Genomic DNA, 17,397 nt, shown 5'->3' with positions numbered 1-17,397 from the left:
TTTCCATGAACACACCGGTGGCCACAATCGCTGACGCGTTGATCGCATTCATCCTGAGCCTTCTTCGCGACCCGGCGGCGGTCGAGGAGTTCAATGCCGAACCGCAGGCGATGATGGCGAGCAATGGCTTGCAGGGGGCCTGCGCAGCTGACGTGAAGGCGGTCGCCCCGGTGATCATCGACCACCCCGCGGTGACCCCGAAACCTGACGGGCCCGCTGACCCCCCTGCGTCTGGTCCCTCCTCGCCGCCCGACGAGGTGATCAAGGAGATCAGCCGCATCGTCAATCAGTTCACGACGATCGACAATCGTTCCACGATCATCGACCAGTCGACCAACCAGAACATCTGGGCTCAGGGCGACGTGACGCAGATCTTCGACCAGGAGGCGAACGTCGCCGTGGGCGACGGCTCCGTCGCCGCGGGCAACGACGCCGACGTCGACAATTCCGACAACGAGGTCACGGTCGGCGGCGATGTCTCGGTAGGCAACACCACCGGCTCGCACAACACGACCACGACGGGCACGCCGCCCGACGTTGCCGCCGGCACGCCGCCCGAGGCGCCGGTCGACCCGGCCGCGGGCACCGGAACCGACCCCGCCACCGACGCGGTCACCGCCGGGACCGAAGCGGCCAGCGCTGCAGCGGATGCCGCGACCGGCACCGTGGAGCAGGCTGCACCGGCACCCGAGCCCGAGCCGCTGATGACCGACCTCACCGCGGCGGACTCGTACGACACCGGCGAAACCCTCACCGCTCCCGAGCCGGAACCGTACCCCGAAGAGATGGCCGAGGAGCAGTAAACTGACCCACGTGACCGAGCAGACGGATCCGGCCGCGGGCCGTAAGAAAGAGCGGCCGGAACGTCCGCCGGTGGCGAACCCGAACGCCGCCCCGGTGCTCGTGAAGCTGACCCCGCCGTTCTCGGTGCGGATGAGCCAGTTCTGCTGGATTCTCAGCTTCGCCGTCGGCGGGTTCACCGCGGTGTACTTCTTCCTCATCCGACAAGACCAGTTGCCCCTGATCGCTGACGTCGTGCGCGGCGTCAGCGAGGGGCGCAGCGATGAGACCTACGAGACCGCGGCCGACATCGTCTTCTGGGTGGTGTTCGGGCTGCTCGTGGCCGTCCTGCTGACGCAGATCACGCTCCTGGTGTCGTTCATGAGCCGCCGTCCGAACATACGCTGGTGGCAGTTGGGGACGCTCGTGGTGCAGCTCGCGGTGCTGCTGTTGTCGCTCGAACTCGTCGCGATCGGCGAGCAGGGCCGGCAGTTGCGGCTCCTATTGGCCGCTGAATGCGGCCTCGTGCTCCTCGCTCTGCTGTGGAGCGTGCTGCCCGGCGCCATGGCGTGGACCGCCCGACAGCACGACATTCGCCGCGGGCCCCAGGTCTGACGCCATCTCGTCGAGGCTGCGGATCACCACCCTGCAGGCACCGACCGCGGCGCGGTCGGTCAGCGGAGACTCGCTGAGCCGACGCCAGTAGTCCAGGAGTGCATCAACGCGTTCGCTGCGCGTACGGGTGTCGGCGCTCTCGGGAAGTCCGAGACGTATGTGGGTCGGCGTACCATTCGCCCCGATGATCGTCTGCGCGGCGGCGGCGTCCTGCGCCGACAGGGGCAGCCCTTCCGAGCGTGCAGTCGCCAACAGCGAGAGCTCGCGCAGCGCATGTGCGCCGGCGGCGATGCGCTCGATGCCGCCACGGATCTGTTCCGTGCCCTCGCGCGGACTCTGCCGCATGAGTCGCTCGAGCCCCAGCAGCACGCCGCGCACCTTGAGCGTCGACGCGCGCGTGTGGAACTGGTTGCGCACGAACTGCTGCAGCTCGATCAGCCCGCTCTGCTGCACCATCTGCTCCGACAGTTCGGACGAACTCACGATCCCGCCCCGGATGAGGGCAGTCGCCAGCCGGACGCCGAAGAGCCCGAACCGGCCGAGCAGGTTCCGGCGTTCGGCGGCGCTCAACGTCGTGGCATCCGAATCCCTCGTGAACCGGTCGGCCGACATGAGCAGACGCTCACGGTCGACTCGTTCGAGACCAGCAAGCGCCCGGAAGGCCGCGTACTCGGTCTCGCGAAGCGTGCGGGCGCCCTCTGCGACGAGCCCGGCAACCGGGATGACGCTCAGCACCAGCGAGGCCAGGTCGCCGTCGAGCTCGTACCGCCTCGCCACCTTCTGCGCCGAAAGGAGCGAATCGATGCGGCCGGACCCGATCTCGTCCGAGCGCGAGAGCACCCCGACCGCGCAGATGGTCTGCGCGGCCCCGGCGGCAGTATCGCGAAAGGCCTCGAGGAACTTGACGTCCGACGCGTGCAGGTGCCGCATGAGATAGACGACGGCATCCGCAGACGACGGTGCGTCCTCGGGCATGAGGAACTTCGTCGTCCGTTCCGAGGTGCTCTCCGACAGCGAGGCGATGCCCGGCGTGTCGATGAGGATCATCGACTTCAGCCTGATCAGCGGCCAGCCGACGTCGATCCATGCCACATCGTCGGCAGATGTGCCGTCGAGATCGAGCACGAGTCGTCCCCGATCGCGTCGCACCGGCATCCGCCGCGGCTCGCCCTCCTTGGGGTGGAGCGTGACGGTCGGGGTCGCCGAGTATCGGTACCACGTGACGACCCGGGTGCACTCCCCGGCGTCGGTCGGAGCGATCTGCTCGCCGAGCAGGGCGTTCAGCAGGGTCGATTTTCCCGCCTTCACCATTCCTGCAACGGCCAGCCGCAGTGGTTCGCTCAGGCGCCGCTCGAGTTCGTCGATCGTCACCTGCGCCGCAGGATCGTCATCATAGACGGCACGGGCGGTACGCAGCAGACCCGCTGCGTCCTCCCGCACCGCAGCCGTCACTGCTGCACCGCCTGGATCCGCATCGGCGGCGGCTCGGGGATCTCGGCGCGAAGCGTCTCGAGCTGGTGGATCTGCGCCTTCAGTTGGGTCACCCGGTGGTCTCGCTTGGACGTGTAGGTGGTGGCTGTCTGCTTCGCAGTGGCGAGCGCCTCCGACAACGAGCGGTGCATCTCTTCGGCCATGGTGCCGAAGTGGTCGCGCGCGGCACGCTGCACCAGGCGCAGCCGGTCTTTGAGCTGCTTGCCGACCTGGAAGTTGACCTCGTCGATGTAGCGGCGCACATTGCCCTTCGCCTCATGCTGCCGGCGTGTCAACCGTTGGCTCATGTCTTCGCGGTATGCTCGTCTGCCGACCAGCACGCCGGCGAGCAGCGACAGCGGATTGATCAGCGTCATTCCGATCAGTCCCGTGGCAAGGCCCACCATCAGCACGCCGCCGTAGGACCCGCGGACGCCGATGTAGATCTTCTCCGCCGCGCCGAGACGACCCGAGTCGAGCGTGGAGAGGTCCTCCACAGGGTCGAGTACGCCCTGGATGTCTCTGACATCGATCGCCGGAATCTCGGATTCCCCCTTGCTGAAGAGCTCGGCCACCTCTTCCGACAGCCATCGCGAGCGCTCATCGGTCCACACGAACGTCTCCGATACCGCGGTGGTCACACGCTGGTCGATCCATTCGGTGATCTGGTCCCAGATGGGTCCGGGGTCGCCCTCATCAATGGCGACCTCGGCCTCGCGCTGCACCTTGCGCAGGCGGTCTCGCAGGTCGTGCTCCATATCGGCGATGAGATCGGCGATGCCGTCGGTGAGGGTCACCTGCCAGCGCGCGGAGCGCCCCCGGAATTCATCGGCGCGCGCCTTGGCCACCTCCAGCTCGGCGATCATGCGTGGCGTATCCTCAGGGTGCAAGATCGCGTTCAGCTCCGAGCGCAGTGAGATCGTGAGTTGCTCGACCACCGACACGAGGTCGTGCACGGCGCTTCGCTCGTGAATCACCTCGGCGCGGCCCAGCACCTCGCGGCGCAGGTGCGCGACGAGCGCGGGAAAGCCCGACTCGTCGTTGATCACTCGATCCTGCAGTTCGGCGGCAAGCAGGCGCAGGTCGCTCGAGACGGAGAAGATCGGCACGTCGCCGGCGTCCTGGAGATGTCCTCGGTTGATCTGCTCGATCTCGCGCCACGATGGATAGAGGTCTGTCTTGGCGAGCACGGCGGCGACGTTCGGCGAGATGCGCATGGCGTGCTTGAGGAACCGCACCTCGGGTTCGGTGTACTCCTGCGATGCATCCGACACCAGCAGCACGGCATGCGCCGTCGAAAGCGCCGACAGCGTCGCCAGCGCATTGGACGAGTCGAGGCCGCCGACGCCAGGCGAGTCGACCAGCTTCAGCCCGCCCTTGAGGATCTCCCTCGGCAGCAGCACCTCGGCTGACATGATGCGACGTTCGTTGTCGGGGTTGCCTCGCTCCGACACGAAGTCGGCGATCTCTTCGAGGTCGATCTGCCGGCGCTCGAGAGAACTCGCGGTGGTCGCGATGGTCGCGGCATCCTCGGGCTGCACGACCACCCACGCCGAGGGCTGCTCAGCGTACCCCACCGATGTCGGCACGCTTGTGGCGACATCGTCGTCGACGGGGCATACCGGGGCGTTCACCAACGCATTGATGAGTTTGCTCTTGCCCTGCTTGAACTCACCGATCACGATGACCCGGATGTCGGGGTCGCGCAGTCGCGCCTGCGTCTGCTCCAGCCGCCTCGCCAAGTCGGCTCGCCCGGATGAGGCGGCGAGCCGCTCGACATCGCGGACGACCTCCAACATGGCCGATGCCTCGCTCCGGGGCTCCGGTGCGTGCGGCGTATTGTCCGGTGTCGAGGCGCGCTCGCGCTCGACGACGACTGCAGGCTTCTCGGTGTTTGCTGCTTCCGGCACGGATACCCCCCGACTTTCGTTCCATGGTGGCAGAGGATGGGGCGGAGTGCACCCCCGCCCCGTGTACGCGCCGATCTCAGAGAGGGAAGTCGAGTCCCAGGCTCCCGCCGTCGACGATCGCGTCACCGCCATCCTCACCCCAGATGAGTTCGGTGTCGACATCCCAATCGGATGCGTCGACGTTCTCGATCTCCGCGGTGAAGAGATTCGCTGCGGTCGGGTCTCCCGCGGTCGGGTCGGAGAGCGCGTCTGCGAGACCGTCGGTCCACCCGGCGTCGAGCACCTCGTCGGTGCCGTCCGGCTGCTCGGTCGGCTGCTCCGGCAAGTCGTGCATCGGCACGGGATCTCGCCAGCTCGGGGCTTCGTCACTGGACATTTCTGACGCTTTCAAGGTTGGGGGAATGCATCGTCAGCCACGGCTGTCCGGATCTGGATGGTGGTGTGCCCGGCCGCCCCTCACGGGCGGCCGGGCGGGACTGCAGGATCCTACAGCGTGATGTCGTCGACCTGTACGGCGACGGCGTCGGGGCTGAGGATGTTGGCGTTGTCGACGTCGATGTCGATGTCGGTCGAGTAGTCGTCGTTGAACGAGTCGTTCACCTCGACGTCCCAGTTGGTCTCGGTGTTGTACGAGTCCCACGTGTTGCCGATGGAGACGTCGCCCACCTCGATGTCGGTGCTGGAGTTGTCGACCCAGGCGTCGTGTCCCGCGGCGACCGAGCCGTCGCCCGAGGCGACGTTCGCCTCGTTCCCGATCGCCTGGTTGACGTTGCCGCCGCCGGAGCCAACGCTGCTGCTGGCTTCAGGGTAGCCACCGCCGCCGCCGCTGGCCGAGATGTTCTGGTTGACGGACTGGTCGACCACCGTCGAGCGGTTGTCGATGCTCACGTCGGTGTCGCCGCCCCCATAGCCGTGACCGCCCCCGCCGCCGACGATGTTGAGGTCGTCGAAGCCGACGTTGTACTGCCGGATGCCGGCGTTGACCGAGTTGTCGGTCTCGTTGAACGAGTCGCTGATGTGCACCGAGTGGTCGGAGTTGTCGTTGTGCGAGTCGTTCGTCGAGTTGTCCGAGTTGTCGGAGTTGTCCGAGTTGTCGTTGTACGAGTCGTTCGTCGAGTTGTCCGAGTTGTCGGAGTTGTCCGAGTTGTCGTTGTACGAGTCGTTCGTCGAGTTGTCCGAGTTGTCGGAGTTGTCGTTGTTCGAGCCGACGTTGTTGTCGTTCAGCGAGCCGACGTTGTTGTCGTTCAGCGAGCCGACGTTGTTGTCGTTCAGCGAGCCGACGTTGTTGTCGGTGATCGGTACCGCCACGTTGGTGTTGAAGGAGTCGCGAACGCGATTCCACACGTTGTTGCCATCGAAAGCCATGAGCGTGTTCCTTCACTCTTCGGGACGCATTCACGCCCTGCTGTTGGTTGTGTATCCCACCGTACGAGCCCGACGTCCTCGTCGGCATCGGGGGCTATCCCGAGCGTTCATGGGGACGGTGTGGGGATCTCCGATCTCCGGTCGGGGAACGATAGGGGATGTGGTGGCGCCGCTCCTCCCCTGGGCGCCACAGCTCGCAGATGAGCGGGAAATCGATCGTCCCCGCTGTCGTCGCCGCCCACAACCGCCCCGGACAGTAGCGTGCCCGGCAGCCCCCGAGGGGGCGGCCGGGCACGATGTTCGAATGAACCTACAGGGTGACGTCGTCGACCTGTACGGCGACGGCGTCGGGGCTGAGGATGTTGGCGTTGTCGACGTCGACGTCGATGTCGGTCGAGTAGTCGTCGTTGAACGAGTCGTTCACCTCGACGTCCCAGTTGGTCTCCTCGTTGTACGAGTCCCACGTGTTGCCGATGGAGACGTCGCCCACCTCGATGTCGGTGCTGGAGTTGTCGACCCAGGCGTCGTGGCCTGCAGCGACCGAGCCGTCACCCGAGGCGACATTGGCCTCGTTCCCGATCGCCTGGTTCACGTTGCCGCCACCGTAGCCGCCGCTGGTCGAGATGTTCTGGTTGACGGACTGGTCGACCACCGTCGAGCGGTTGTCGATGTTCACCTCGGTGTCGCTGCCGCCGTGGCCGCCGTGGCCGCCGTACCCGGCCGCAGCCGCGCCGCCGCCACCAGCAACGATGTTGAGGTCGTCGAAGCCGACGTTGTACTGCCGGATGCCGGCGTTGACCGAGTTGTCGGTCTCGTTGAACGAGTCGCTGATGTGCACCGAGTGGTCGGAGTTGTCGTTGTACGAGTCGTTCGTCGAGTTGTCCGAGTTGTCGGAGTTGTCGGAGTTGTCGTTGTACGAGTCGTTCGTCGAGTTGTCGGAGTTGTCGGAGTTGTCGGAGTTGTCGTTGTTCGAGTCGTTCGTCGAGTTGTCCGAGTTGTCGGAGTTGTCGTTGTACGAGTCGACGTTGTTGCCGTTCAGCGAGTCGACGTTGTTGTCGTTCAGCGAGTGGACGTTGTTGTCGTTCAGCGAGTCGACGTTGTTGTCGCTGATCGGAATCGCCACGTTGGTGTTGAAGGAGTCGCGAACGCGATTCCACACGTTGTTGTCATCGAAAGCCATGAGGTGTTCCTTCGCTATCCCGGACGCTCTCGCGCCCTGCTGTCGGTTACATGGCCCACCGTACGAGCCGGATGCAACCACCGGCATCGGGGGCTAACCCGACGTCGGCGCGGGGTCCGTAGGGGCCTCTCGCACCAGATCGGGGGAGCGATAGGGGTGCAGCGGCGAACTCAGTGCGGATCCGTGGCGACCAGCCGCACCGTGAGCGAGTCGACCAGCGTTGCGATCGCGTCATCCGCGGCCCATCTCGCGGCGAGCCGCTGGAGCACCGCATCGAGTTCGCGGCGTGTCAGGCCGCGCACCAGGGAGAGCTTCACGACGAGCTCGGGACCGGCGAGCCGGGCATCGGGATCACCCGCCGCCAGTTCGACGTCGTGCACTGCGAGTTCAGTGCCGATCGAGCGACTGAACGCTTCGCGTACCTCGGGAGAGTCGAACGGCGGATGCCACGCCCGCGACTGTGCGATCGCCCACACCGCCGGCCGCCGCACGACGAACTCAGTGTCCGAACCCGGATCGAGCACGACGAGGTCGGTACCGTCGTCGGCCGCCGCGAGCGCGACCCGCACGCCGTCGGCCGGCACCGGACGGGCTACCGGGTTCCACCGGGCCATCGCATCGACCGATGCGAAGACCGGCAGTACCCGACGCCCGTCGGGACCCTCGACCGTGACGATCGACAACTCCTGGCTCTTGTCGACGGCCAGGCCGTGCGCGCCGGCGATGGTCCCTGAGCCTGCCGAAGGGTCGCCGAGATCGGCCAGGAGCGGGATCAGGAGGCGCGACCGCGCGAACGCGGCGACGACGTCGCCCTGCCCACCGTCGCCGGAACGGAACCGCGCAAGTGCCGCCATGAGTGCTTCGGGCGCACGTCCGTCATCGGCGGCGTGCGGGTTCGGCTCGAACGAGCGACCGGCCCACGGGACCCCCGCCGAGTCGGCGGCAGCGTCCGGTGCAGCCCGACGCGCGGATGCGGCATCCGCCGACGAAGCTTCGCGGCCCTGCTCAGTACCCGGCGACATCCAGCGCCTCGGCCAGCGTGAAGGCGCCGGCGTAGAGGGCCTTGCCGACGATCGTGCCTTCAAGGCCGAGCGGCACGAGTTCCCGGAGCGCCGCGATGTCGTCGAGGCTCGAGACGCCGCCCGAGGCGACCACCGGGCGATGCGTGCGGTCCATGACCTGCCGGAGGAGGTCGAGGTTCGGCCCCTGCAGCGTTCCGTCCTTCGTGACGTCGGTGACGACGTACCGCGCCGCGCCGGCCTCCTCGAGGCGGTCCATGACCTGCCAGAGATCGCCGCCGTCCTGCGTCCAGCCGCGCGCCGCGAGGGTCGTGCCACGCACGTCGAGGCCGACGGCGATCGCTTCGCCGTATTGCGCGATGACGGATGCCGCCCATTCGGGGTTCTCCAGCGCCGCAGTGCCGAGGTTGATGCGCTTGGCACCGATCTCGAGCGCGTGCTCGAGCGACGCGTCGTCGCGGATGCCGCCCGATAGTTCGACGTTCACGCCGCGCACCTGGCGGATGACCTTCTTCAGCACGCCGGCATTCGAACCGCGCCCGAAGGCCGCGTCGAGGTCGACGAGGTGGATCCATTCCGCGCCCTGGTCGGCCCAATCGGCCGCGGCGTCGACGGGGTCGCCGTAGTTCGTCTCGGTTCCGGCCTCGCCCTTGGTCAGGCGAACGGCCTTGCCGCCCGCGACGTCGACTGCGGGAAGCAGCACGAGACGGGGGGTCTTGTTGAACTCACTCATCACTGTCCTTGAATCGGTGGCTGCGATACGCCACGTCGGCACAGTCACAACATCCTAGTCCGCTCGAGCCCCGACGGCTCGGGGTCGACGCCACTCGTTCTGCCGGGCGGTCCTCGTTCACTCGAGCGATCCCAGCCAGTTCGCGAGGAGCCGGATGCCGGCGTCCGACGACTTCTCGGGGTGGAACTGGGTCGCCGACAGCGGGCCGTTCTCGACCGCGGCGAGGAACCTGCCCCCGTGCTCGGCCCAGGTGAGCCTCGGAGTGGGGAACGGCGGCAGCACGTCGAGCAGCCACTCCTGTGCCGCGAACGAGTGCACGAAGTAGAATCGCTCGTCTTCGATGCCGTCGAAGAGCACCGAGCCGGGGTCGGGTTCGACCGTGTTCCAGCCCATGTGCGGCAGCACCGGTGCCGGCAGTTCGGTGACCACGCCCGGCCACTCGCCGAGGCCCTCGGTGTCGACGCCGCGTTCGACACCGCGATCGAAGAGCACCTGCATGCCCACGCAGATGCCGAGCACCGGGCGTCCGCCCGCGAGGCGGCGATCGATGACCTCGTCGCCGCGTACCCCCCGAAGCTGATCCATCACGGCCTTGAACGCGCCCACGCCGGGCACCACGAGTCCGTCGGCCTCCAGTGCTGCGTCGCGATCGGCGGTGACCTCCACCTCGGCGCCCGCGCGTTCGAGCGCCTTCGCCGCGGAGTGCACGTTTCCCGATCCGTAGTCGAGCAGCACGACGCGCCTGGGGTTCGTCACAGGGCGCCCTTGGTGGACGGGATGCCCGACACAAGCGCGTCGAGCGACTTCGCCTGCCGGAACGCGCGGGCGAAGGCCTTGAACTCCGCCTCGGCGATGTGATGCGGGTCGCGCCCGCCGAGCACGGTGACGTGCACCGTGAGTCCGGCGTTCAACGAGATCGCCTCGAAGACGTGCTGCACCATCGAACCGGTGAAGTGGCCGCCGATGAGGTGGAACTCGAACCCCGCGGGCTCTCCGGAGTGCACGAGGTACGGGCGGCCCGAGATGTCGACGACGGCCTGCGCGAGCGCCTCGTCGAGGGGCACGAGCGCGTCGCCGTAGCGGGAGATGCCGCGCTTGTCGCCGAGCGCCTCGCGGATCGCCTGGCCGAGCACGATACCCACGTCTTCAACGGTGTGGTGCACGTCGATCTCGATGTCGCCGCGGGCGCGCACGCTCAGGTCGGTGAGCGAATGCTTGGCGAACGCCGTGAGCAGGTGGTCGTAGAACGGCACGGATGTCTCGATGTCGCTCACGCCCGAGCCGTCGAGGTTCAGCGACAGATCGATGCTCGATTCGCTCGTCTCGCGCTGCACGCGGGCGGTGCGCGGTGCGCCGGGTGAGGTCATGACGTCAATCCTATTCGGCGGCCGCGGGAGCGAACACGGCGATCGCCTCGAGGAATGCGGTGGTCTCGGCCTCGGTGCCGGCCGTCACCCTGAGGCATCCGGGCAGGCCGATCTCACGGATCAGGATGCCGCGGTCGAGGAGCGCCTCGAAGACCGCGCTCGGGTCGTCGACGCCTCCGAAGAGCACGAAGTTCGAGCCGCTCCGGTACGGACGGAAGCCGAGGCGAGCGAGCTCAGCGGAGATCCGGTCGCGTTGGGCGCGGATCTCGTCGACCATCGCGAGCATCTCGCCGGAGTGCGCGAGGGCGCCGAGCGCAGCCGACTGCGTGAGGGCCGACAGGTGGTAGGGCAGCCGGACGAGCCGGAGCGCGTCGATGGCGGCCGGATCGCCGGCGAGGTAGCCGACTCGCGCGCCGGCGAACGCGAAGGCCTTGCTCATCGTGCGCGAGACGAGCAGGCGAGGGCGACCTTCCAGCAACGTGAGGGCGCTCGGCGTGCCGGGGTCGGCGAACTCGAAGTACGCCTCGTCGACGACGACGATGCCGCGGGCGGCATCGGTGACCGAGGTGATCACGTCCAGCGGCAGCGGAGTGCCCGTGGGATTGTTCGGCGCGCAGAGCAGCACGATGTCGGGGTCATGCTCGCGCACTGCGGCGACGGCCGTCTCGGTGCTGAGCTCGAAGTCGGCGTCGCGTTCGGCCGTGACCCACTCGGTGCCGGTGCCCGACGCGAGGAGGCCGTACATCGAGTAGGTCGGCGCGAACCCGATCACCTTCCTGCCGGGGCCGCCGAAGGCCTGGAGGATGTGCTGCAACACCTCGTTCGAGCCATTCGCGGCCCAGAGCTGCTCCGCCTCGAGCCCATGGCCCAGGTAGCCGGCGAGCGCATTGCGAAGGGCGGTGAACTCCCGGTCGGGGTAGCGGTTGAGGCTGAGAATGGCCGCGGCGACGCGGGCGACGATGTCGTGCGCCACGGCTTCGGGGATCGGGTGCGTGTTCTCGTTGACGTTCAGGGCGACCGGTACGGACTTCTGAGGGGCGCCGTAGGGCGCACGACCCCGCAGGTCATCACGAATGGGCAGGTCGTCAAGGCTCGTCACCCGTCCATGCTAGCCACGCACCGGGTGCCGCTCTGGCGCGCGCGTCTCACGGAACGACCGGAAGTGCCAGGCGCTGCCCCGGTTGGACGACGACGTCGTCGAGGCCGTTGAGTCGAAGGATCTCGTCGATCACCACGCGAGGGTCGCCACTGGGCGCGATCGACTCGGCGATGGCCCAGAGCGAGTCGCCCTGGTACACGGTGACGTACTCGAATGTGCGAGCCCCGAGGTTCGCGCCGGAATCGGCGGCGGCGCCGCCCGACCCGAGCACCGCGACGAGCGCCCAGGCCACGAGCGGCACGGCGCACAGGCTCGTGACAACGGCGCGACCGCGGCGCGTGAGACGGAGCCGCGTCGGCGCAGACGTCGGTAGCGGCGTCGCCGCAGGCGTGGGCGCAGGCGTCGATGCGGCTCCGCGCGGATGCTTCGACGTGCCGAATCCGTCTGACGCGATCACTGCACTCATCTCTCACACCTCCTGTGGGAGCCGCATCCGACCCTCGGCCGGGAGGGCCGGATGCGAAGCTCTGTTCCGAATGTATCTTCGATTCTTCGAAGCTGCAAGGGTCCGTTCGGCATTTCCTGCCGAGATTCCCGCGACACACTCGAATGAATGTTTGCCGCACCGACATCGGGCGGATACAGTTTCGAATGTCAGAAGACAGTCGATCAGACACCACCGACATCCGGCCGCGACGGCCGCAACGAGGGGCGGAGACCGTGAGCACCGACATCGACGACGTGCGCGAAGGCGGCAGGGTACGCCGCCGCAAGAGCCTCAGCGCGAAACAAGTCGCCATCCTCGAGGTCATCCAGCGCTCGGTCTCGAGTCGGGGCTACCCGCCGAGCATGCGGGAGATCGGCGATGGCGTGGGGCTCTCATCTCTTTCGAGCGTCACCCATCAGCTGAACCAGCTCGAACTCGCCGGTTATCTGCGGCGTGATCCGAACCGCCCCCGCGCGCTCGAGGTGCTCATCGAACTGCCCGACTCCGCCGAGCGAGCGCCATCGGCCGGCGAGGCCATCCCCGTCGGCGACGCGGCGATGGTTCCGCTCGTCGGGCGCATCGCCGCGGGCATCCCCATCACCGCCGAGCAGCAGATCGACGAGGTCTTCCCGCTGCCCCGCCAGCTCGTCGGCAAGGGCGAGCTGTTCATCCTGAAGGTCGTGGGCGACTCGATGATCGACGCGGCGATCTGCGACGGCGACTGGGTGGTGGTGCGCTCCCAGCGAACGGCCGAGAATGGCGAGATCGTCGCCGCCATGCTCGATGGCGAGGCGACGGTCAAGGTGTTCCGCCAGCGCGACGGGCACACCTGGCTGCTCCCGCGGAACAGCGCATTCGAGCCGATCGTCGGCGATCAGGCCGAGGTGCTCGGCAAGGTCGTCGCCGTGATGCGGGCCGTCTGAGCTCGCACGCGCACGCTCATGCTGCGCGTGCGCTCGCCGGCTCGGCGCCCACCCGCGCGTGCTGACGCAACCAGTCGATCACCGTGTTCATGAAGCCCGCGTGGTCGTCGCGGAACACCGTATGGCCGGTGCCGGCGACCGTCTCGACCGTCATGCCCTGATGGCGGAGCTGCGCCGCGACCCGCTCGGTGATGAGGAGGCTCTTCTCGGCGAGCACGACCAGCGTGGGCGCGACGAGCCGTACCGGCGGCACGAGTGGCCGGGTGTCGGCGAAGCCGAGGATGGTGCGCTTGTCCCAGTCGCGCAGTGTCGCGAGCTCGATGTCGACGTCGGTCGCGCTCCACTTCGGGTTCATCCGCACGAGCGCCGAACGCCGCGGCCGCGGTGCGATCGCGAAGAAGGCCTTGAACGCCCAGCCCCGGATCCCCGCGGGGAAGGAGAACGCCGGGTCGACGTAGATCGCAGCCCGGGGTGCCATGCGGTCGGCCACGAGGCTCGCCACGAGCCCGCCCAGCGAATGCCCCATCACGACGTCGGGCGGGCCGTGGAGCAGCGGTTCGAGCGTCTCGACCACGTCGTCGGCCCAGACGGCCGGAGAGTAGCGACGCGCCCGCGGGCTGCGCCCATGGCCCGTCAGGTCCACCGCGAGCACCCGGAATCCGCGGCCCTCGAGCTCCGCCGTGACTCGATGCCACGCGCGCGAATCGGACATGATGCCGTGGATGAGGATCGCGGTCTTCGCGCCACCGCCGGATTCGTGTACCGCGAGCTGCATGCACCGACGGTAGGTCACGTGTCTGAGGAATCGCCGCGAGCGGATGCCGCAGACGGCAGCGGGCGGATGCCGCGGGCCACGCGACATCCACCCATCCCCTGTCTGTTCCTACTCGGCGAGCACCGGCTCCGAGAGCTCGGCACGCACGGCCCGCGTCGCCTCGATGATGTGCTCGAGGGAGGAGACCGTCTCGTCGTACCCGCGGGTCTTCAGGCCGCAGTCGGGGTTGACCCACAACCTCGACGCAGGGATCTCGGCGACCGCGCGCTCGAGGAGCGCCTGCACCTCTGCGGCACTCGGCACGCGTGGCGAGTGGATGTCGTACACGCCCGGGCCGATGCCGTGGTCGAAGCCGCTCCCCGCGATGTCGTCGACGACCTCCATGCGGCTGCGCGCCGCCTCGATCGACGTGACGTCGGCGTCGAGGTTGCGGATGGCGTCGATGACCACGCCGAACTCCGAGTAGCAGAGGTGGGTGTGCACCTGCGTCGCCGATGCCGCGCCGCCGGTGGCGAGGCGGAACGACCCGACCGACCAGTCGAGGTACGCGGGCTGGGCGGCGAGCTTCAACGGCAGGAGCTCGCGAAGCGCGGGCTCGTCGACCTGGATGATCCGGATGCCCGCCGACTCGAGATCGGTGATCTCGTCGCGCAGCGCGAGGGCCACCTGGCGGGCGGTGTCGCCGAGCGGCTGGTCGTCGCGCACGAATGACCACGCGAGGATCGTCACCGGGCCGGTGAGCATTCCCTTCACGGGCTTCTCGGTCAGCGACTGGGCGTGGGTCGACCACTCGACGGTCATCGCCGCCGGCCGCGAGACGTCGCCCCACAGGATCGAGGGGCGCGTGCACCGCGAGCCGTACGACTGCACCCATCCGTGCTGGGTCACCGCGAAGCCGTCGAGGAGCTCGGCGAAGTACTGCACCATGTCGTTGCGCTCGGGCTCGCCGTGCACGAGCACGTCGAGACCCAGCTCCTCCTGCAGGCGGATGACGCGCTCGATCTCCTCGCGCATGAGCGCGCGGTACTCGGCATCCGTCAGCTCGCCCTTCACCACCCGGGCGCGGGCGCGGCGGATGTCGGCCGTCTGCGGGAACGAGCCGATCGTCGTCGTCGGCAGCTCGGGAAGCTCGAGCGCCTCCTGCGCCGCGACGCGCTCGTCGTAGGCCGCGCGGGTGAAGTCGCGGTCGGCGAGCGCGGCGAGGCGTCCGCGCACCTCGGGCACTCGCACGCCGGGGGCGCCGGCGCGGTCGGTGAGGGCATCGGATGCCGCATCGAGCTCGCCCTGGATCGCGGCGCGCCCGTCGGCGAGGCCGCGGGCGAGGGTCGCGACCTGGGCGACCTTCTGGTCGGCGAACGCGAGCCAGCTCGCGAGGCGGGCGTCGAGCGCGGTCTCGTCGTCGACGTCGTGCGGCACATGCAGCAGCGAGGTCGAGGTCGACACGGCGACATCCGACGACAGCGAGCGGAGCGCGTCGGCACGCTCGAAGGCGCGGGCGAGGTCGCCGCGCCAGATGTTGTGGCCGTCGACGACACCCGCTACGAGGGTCTTCGACGCGAGCGACTCGCTCGTCGCCGGATCGAGGCGCTCGGGAGCGGCGCCCCGAACGAGATCGAGGCCGATCGCCTCGACGGGGGACGCCGCGAGGGCGGGAAGCGCGTCGTCGAGAGCCGCGTAGGGGGCCGCGACGAAGATCCGGGGACGGCGCTCGGACGCGCCGAGGGCGTCGTAGGCGAGGCCGATCGACTCGATGACGCGCTCGCGCGGCTCGTCGATGCTCTCGCTGACGAGCGCGGGCTCGTCGAGCTGCACCCAGGCGGCGCCGGCCGCCTCGAGCTCGGCGAGGAGCGCCGCGTACACGGGCACGAGGTCGTCGAGGCGGTCGAGCGGGCGGAAGCCCACCGGGGCGCCGTCGGCGGCCTTGGCCAGCAGCAGGAACGTGACGGGGCCGACGATGACCGGCCGGGTCAGGAACCCGGCCGCCTTCGCCTCGGCGAACTCGGCGAGGATGCGCTCGGCGTGCAGCGCGAACGCCGTGTCGGGACCGATCTCGGGCACGAGGTAGTGGTAGTTCGAGTCGAACCACTTCGTCATCTCGAGCGGCGCGTCCTCGGCCTCGCCGCGGGCGATCGTGAAGTACCCCGCGAGGTCGACACGACCCGAGTCGTCCTGCAGCCGGCGGAACCGCTCAGGCACGGCGCCCACGGCGATCGCGGCGTCGAGCACCTGGTCGTAATACGAGAACGACTCGGGAATCGACGAGTCGTCGCGCCCGAGCCCGAGGGCGGCGAGCCGTTCACGGGTCGCGGAGCGCAGCTCGGCCGTGCGCGCCTCGAGCTCGGCGGCATCGATCGTGCCGGCCCAGAAGGCCTCGACGGCGCGCTTCAGCTCACGGCGGCGCCCGATGCGCGGGTAGCCGAGGATCGTGCCGTTGGGAAAGGCGTGTGCGGTCATCGTTCTGTGGTGTTCCTCTCATTGACGAGTCGGTCTTGGGAGCCGATTCCGAGCCGGTCGACGACGTCGAGCACGGCTTCGTGGCGGTTGAAGGTGTACAGGTGCAGCCCCGGGGCTCCGCCGGCGAGCACGGCGGCGGCGAGCCGTGTGGCATGCGCGATGCCGAGCTCGGCCTGTGCGTCGGCGTCGGGCTCGATCTCGAGGTCGATCGAGAGCTCGGCCGGCGGCTCGACGCCGGTGAGCTCGGTGAGCCGCGCGAGACGGGCCGGGGTCGTCACGGGCATGATGCCGGGCAGGATCGGGATCGTCACGCCGTCGGCGCGGGCCCGCTCGACGAACCCGAGGTAGTCGTCTGCGCGCCAGAACAGCTGGGTGATCGCGAGGTTCGCGCCGGCGATCTCCTTCGCAAGGAGGGTGTCGACGTCCTGCGCGATGCCACGCGAGCGCGGATGCCCCGTCGGGAACGCAGCCACCGCGACGCGTTCGGGCCGTGGTCGCTCGCCGATCTGCGTGACGCCGGGCAGACCCGGGATGCCCACCTGGCCGAACGGCTCGCGCTCCTCCTGCACCCGGTGGATGAGCTGCACGAGCTCGGCGGCGCTGCCGAGATCACCGATGCCGGCGTCGGGGTCGGATCCGGCGGGCGGGTCGCCGCGAAGCGCGAGGAAGCTCGTGATGCCCGCGTCGAGGAACTCGCGCACGAGCCGGTTCGCCTCGGCGTGCGACGAGCCGACGCAGGTGAGGTGCGCCATGGGCTCGACGTTCGTGTGATCGAGCATGTAGCGGAGCACCGTGAGCGATCGGTCGCGTGACGAGCCGCCCGCGCCGAACGTCACCGAGATGAACGCCGGGTCGGCCTCGGCGAGGCGGTCGATCGTACGCCCGAGGGCGAGCGCCGCGGCATCCGTTCGAGGCGGGAACAGCTCGAACGACACGGACGGACAGTCGGCGCCCCCTGCGGCCTGGGCTCCGGTCTGGGCCATGGTGCTCCTGCGTGGCGTACCGTGCCGGTTCGGCGGGGCACGCGAGCCGCGCTCCCCCGGCCCGATCGGCGGGTGGATGTCGCGGGCGGGTGCCGGGCTCGGCTGTCGCTCCAGGTGCCCGGCATCCGGCCGTGCACCGACGATCACCAGCGACGATACGCCTTCACCGGGCCGATCGTCGCTCTGTGACGCGCTGTGACAGGCGATCGGGACGTTCGGGCACACTCCATCGAGCGG

17 protein-coding genes are annotated in these 17,397 nt (G+C 68.8%); 3 read left to right on the top strand and 14 right to left on the bottom strand.

Features of this window, described 5'->3' with window-relative positions; all coding sequences use genetic code 11:
- The first annotated feature begins 5 nt into the window (after nucleotides 1–5).
- Nucleotides 6–803, top strand: a complete 798-nt coding sequence (locus tag ACFWN7_RS03400) for an IniB N-terminal domain-containing protein (RefSeq protein ID WP_376937302.1) — start codon at nucleotides 6–8, stop codon at nucleotides 801–803.
- A gap of 10 nt (nucleotides 804–813) precedes the next feature.
- Nucleotides 814–1,395: a hypothetical protein gene (locus ACFWN7_RS03395; RefSeq protein WP_376937301.1), complete on the top strand. Its 582-nt coding sequence runs from the start codon at nucleotides 814–816 to the stop codon at nucleotides 1,393–1,395.
- On the opposite strand, the gene ACFWN7_RS03390 is transcribed toward ACFWN7_RS03395, so the two are convergent.
- The 11 genes from ACFWN7_RS03390 to ACFWN7_RS03340 all read right to left on the bottom strand — a co-directional run bounded on the left by ACFWN7_RS03390 (nucleotide 1,282) and on the right by ACFWN7_RS03340 (nucleotide 12,004).
- The gene (locus tag ACFWN7_RS03390) at nucleotides 1,282–2,847 is read right to left on the bottom strand and encodes a dynamin family protein (protein ID WP_376937299.1); all 1,566 of its coding nucleotides are present in this window, start codon (nucleotides 2,845–2,847) and stop codon (nucleotides 1,282–1,284) included. The two genes, ACFWN7_RS03395 and ACFWN7_RS03390, sit on opposite strands and share 114 nt — an antisense overlap.
- Nucleotides 2,844–4,775, bottom strand: a complete 1,932-nt coding sequence (locus ACFWN7_RS03385) for a dynamin family protein (protein WP_376937297.1) — start codon at nucleotides 4,773–4,775, stop codon at nucleotides 2,844–2,846. Before ACFWN7_RS03385 ends, ACFWN7_RS03390 begins: the two co-directional genes overlap by 4 nt.
- Before the next feature lie 76 nt (nucleotides 4,776–4,851).
- Nucleotides 4,852–5,151 (bottom strand): hypothetical protein, encoded by a 300-nt coding sequence (locus ACFWN7_RS03380; RefSeq protein WP_376937295.1) that lies wholly within the window; start codon nucleotides 5,149–5,151, stop codon nucleotides 4,852–4,854.
- Between the two features lie 110 nt (nucleotides 5,152–5,261).
- Entirely contained in the window at nucleotides 5,262–6,140 is an 879-nt protein-coding gene (locus ACFWN7_RS03375; protein WP_376937294.1) for a hypothetical protein, read from the bottom strand.
- Nucleotides 6,141–6,450: 310 nt separating this feature from the next.
- On the bottom strand, nucleotides 6,451–7,320 hold the full coding sequence (locus ACFWN7_RS03370; RefSeq protein WP_376937292.1) for a hypothetical protein: 870 nt from the start codon (nucleotides 7,318–7,320) through the stop codon (nucleotides 6,451–6,453).
- Between the two features lie 170 nt (nucleotides 7,321–7,490).
- Entirely contained in the window at nucleotides 7,491–8,342 is an 852-nt protein-coding gene (locus tag ACFWN7_RS03365; RefSeq protein WP_376937290.1) for an SseB family protein, read from the bottom strand.
- Nucleotides 8,326–9,072 (bottom strand): bifunctional 1-(5-phosphoribosyl)-5-((5-phosphoribosylamino)methylideneamino)imidazole-4-carboxamide isomerase/phosphoribosylanthranilate isomerase PriA, encoded by a 747-nt coding sequence (gene priA, locus ACFWN7_RS03360; RefSeq protein WP_376937288.1) that lies wholly within the window; start codon nucleotides 9,070–9,072, stop codon nucleotides 8,326–8,328. The genes ACFWN7_RS03365 and priA overlap by 17 nt, the downstream gene beginning before the upstream one ends.
- 117 nt (nucleotides 9,073–9,189) lie before the next feature.
- The gene (gene hisH / locus ACFWN7_RS03355; protein WP_376937286.1) at nucleotides 9,190–9,828 is read right to left on the bottom strand and encodes an imidazole glycerol phosphate synthase subunit HisH; all 639 of its coding nucleotides are present in this window, start codon (nucleotides 9,826–9,828) and stop codon (nucleotides 9,190–9,192) included.
- The gene (gene hisB / locus ACFWN7_RS03350) at nucleotides 9,825–10,439 is read right to left on the bottom strand and encodes an imidazoleglycerol-phosphate dehydratase HisB (protein ID WP_376937284.1); all 615 of its coding nucleotides are present in this window, start codon (nucleotides 10,437–10,439) and stop codon (nucleotides 9,825–9,827) included. Before hisB ends, hisH begins: the two co-directional genes overlap by 4 nt.
- Before the next feature lie 10 nt (nucleotides 10,440–10,449).
- Entirely contained in the window at nucleotides 10,450–11,538 is a 1,089-nt protein-coding gene (locus ACFWN7_RS03345; RefSeq protein WP_376937282.1) for a histidinol-phosphate transaminase, read from the bottom strand.
- Between the two features lie 46 nt (nucleotides 11,539–11,584).
- Complete coding sequence (locus tag ACFWN7_RS03340; RefSeq protein ID WP_376937279.1) at nucleotides 11,585–12,004, bottom strand: LysM peptidoglycan-binding domain-containing protein; 420 nt, start codon at nucleotides 12,002–12,004, stop codon at nucleotides 11,585–11,587.
- A 254-nt stretch (nucleotides 12,005–12,258) separates the two neighbouring features.
- Between ACFWN7_RS03340 and lexA the strand changes: the two genes are divergently transcribed.
- Nucleotides 12,259–12,948: a transcriptional repressor LexA gene (lexA, locus tag ACFWN7_RS03335; RefSeq protein ID WP_376937278.1), complete on the top strand. Its 690-nt coding sequence runs from the start codon at nucleotides 12,259–12,261 to the stop codon at nucleotides 12,946–12,948.
- Nucleotides 12,949–12,964: 16 nt separating this feature from the next.
- On the opposite strand, the gene ACFWN7_RS03330 is transcribed toward lexA, so the two are convergent.
- From ACFWN7_RS03330 to ACFWN7_RS03320, 3 genes are all read right to left on the bottom strand, one after another.
- Nucleotides 12,965–13,723, bottom strand: coding sequence for an alpha/beta fold hydrolase (locus ACFWN7_RS03330; protein WP_376937277.1), 759 nt, complete (start codon nucleotides 13,721–13,723; stop codon nucleotides 12,965–12,967).
- A 108-nt stretch (nucleotides 13,724–13,831) separates the two neighbouring features.
- Nucleotides 13,832–16,177 carry a 5-methyltetrahydropteroyltriglutamate--homocysteine S-methyltransferase gene (gene metE, locus ACFWN7_RS03325; RefSeq protein WP_376937276.1) on the bottom strand — a complete coding sequence of 782 codons (2,346 nt, stop codon included), beginning with the start codon at nucleotides 16,175–16,177 and terminating at the stop codon, nucleotides 13,832–13,834.
- Nucleotides 16,174–17,160 carry a methylenetetrahydrofolate reductase gene (locus tag ACFWN7_RS03320; RefSeq protein ID WP_376937275.1) on the bottom strand — a complete coding sequence of 329 codons (987 nt, stop codon included), beginning with the start codon at nucleotides 17,158–17,160 and terminating at the stop codon, nucleotides 16,174–16,176. The genes metE and ACFWN7_RS03320 overlap by 4 nt, the downstream gene beginning before the upstream one ends.
- Between the last annotated feature and the right edge of the window lie 237 nt (nucleotides 17,161–17,397).

This window comes from Agromyces sp. NPDC058484 (genome assembly GCF_042720415.1).
Lineage (GTDB): Bacteria > Actinomycetota > Actinomycetes > Actinomycetales > Microbacteriaceae > Agromyces.
Note: the sequence above shows the minus strand (reverse complement) of the source record. Positions and strands in the feature narration are given on the sequence as shown.

What these genes read in the sequence shown, in the direction of transcription:
- ACFWN7_RS03400 (WP_376937302.1), top strand. Translation starts at nt 6, where the DNA reads ATGAACACACCGGTGGCCACAATCGCTGACGCGTTGATCGCATTCATC.
- ACFWN7_RS03380 (WP_376937295.1), bottom strand. Translation starts at nt 5,151, where the DNA reads ATGTCCAGTGACGAAGCCCCGAGCTGGCGAGATCCCGTGCCGATGCAC.
- ACFWN7_RS03375 (WP_376937294.1), bottom strand. Translation starts at nt 6,140, where the DNA reads ATGGCTTTCGATGGCAACAACGTGTGGAATCGCGTTCGCGACTCCTTC.
- ACFWN7_RS03370 (WP_376937292.1), bottom strand. Translation starts at nt 7,320, where the DNA reads ATGGCTTTCGATGACAACAACGTGTGGAATCGCGTTCGCGACTCCTTC.
- ACFWN7_RS03365 (WP_376937290.1), bottom strand. Translation starts at nt 8,342, where the DNA reads ATGTCGCCGGGTACTGAGCAGGGCCGCGAAGCTTCGTCGGCGGATGCC.
- priA (WP_376937288.1), bottom strand. Translation starts at nt 9,072, where the DNA reads ATGAGTGAGTTCAACAAGACCCCCCGTCTCGTGCTGCTTCCCGCAGTC.
- hisB (WP_376937284.1), bottom strand. Translation starts at nt 10,439, where the DNA reads ATGACCTCACCCGGCGCACCGCGCACCGCCCGCGTGCAGCGCGAGACG.
- ACFWN7_RS03340 (WP_376937279.1), bottom strand. Translation starts at nt 12,004, where the DNA reads ATGAGTGCAGTGATCGCGTCAGACGGATTCGGCACGTCGAAGCATCCG.
- ACFWN7_RS03330 (WP_376937277.1), bottom strand. Translation starts at nt 13,723, where the DNA reads ATGCAGCTCGCGGTACACGAATCCGGCGGTGGCGCGAAGACCGCGATC.
- metE (WP_376937276.1), bottom strand. Translation starts at nt 16,177, where the DNA reads ATGACCGCACACGCCTTTCCCAACGGCACGATCCTCGGCTACCCGCGC.
- ACFWN7_RS03320 (WP_376937275.1), bottom strand. Translation starts at nt 17,160, where the DNA reads ATGGCCCAGACCGGAGCCCAGGCCGCAGGGGGCGCCGACTGTCCGTCC.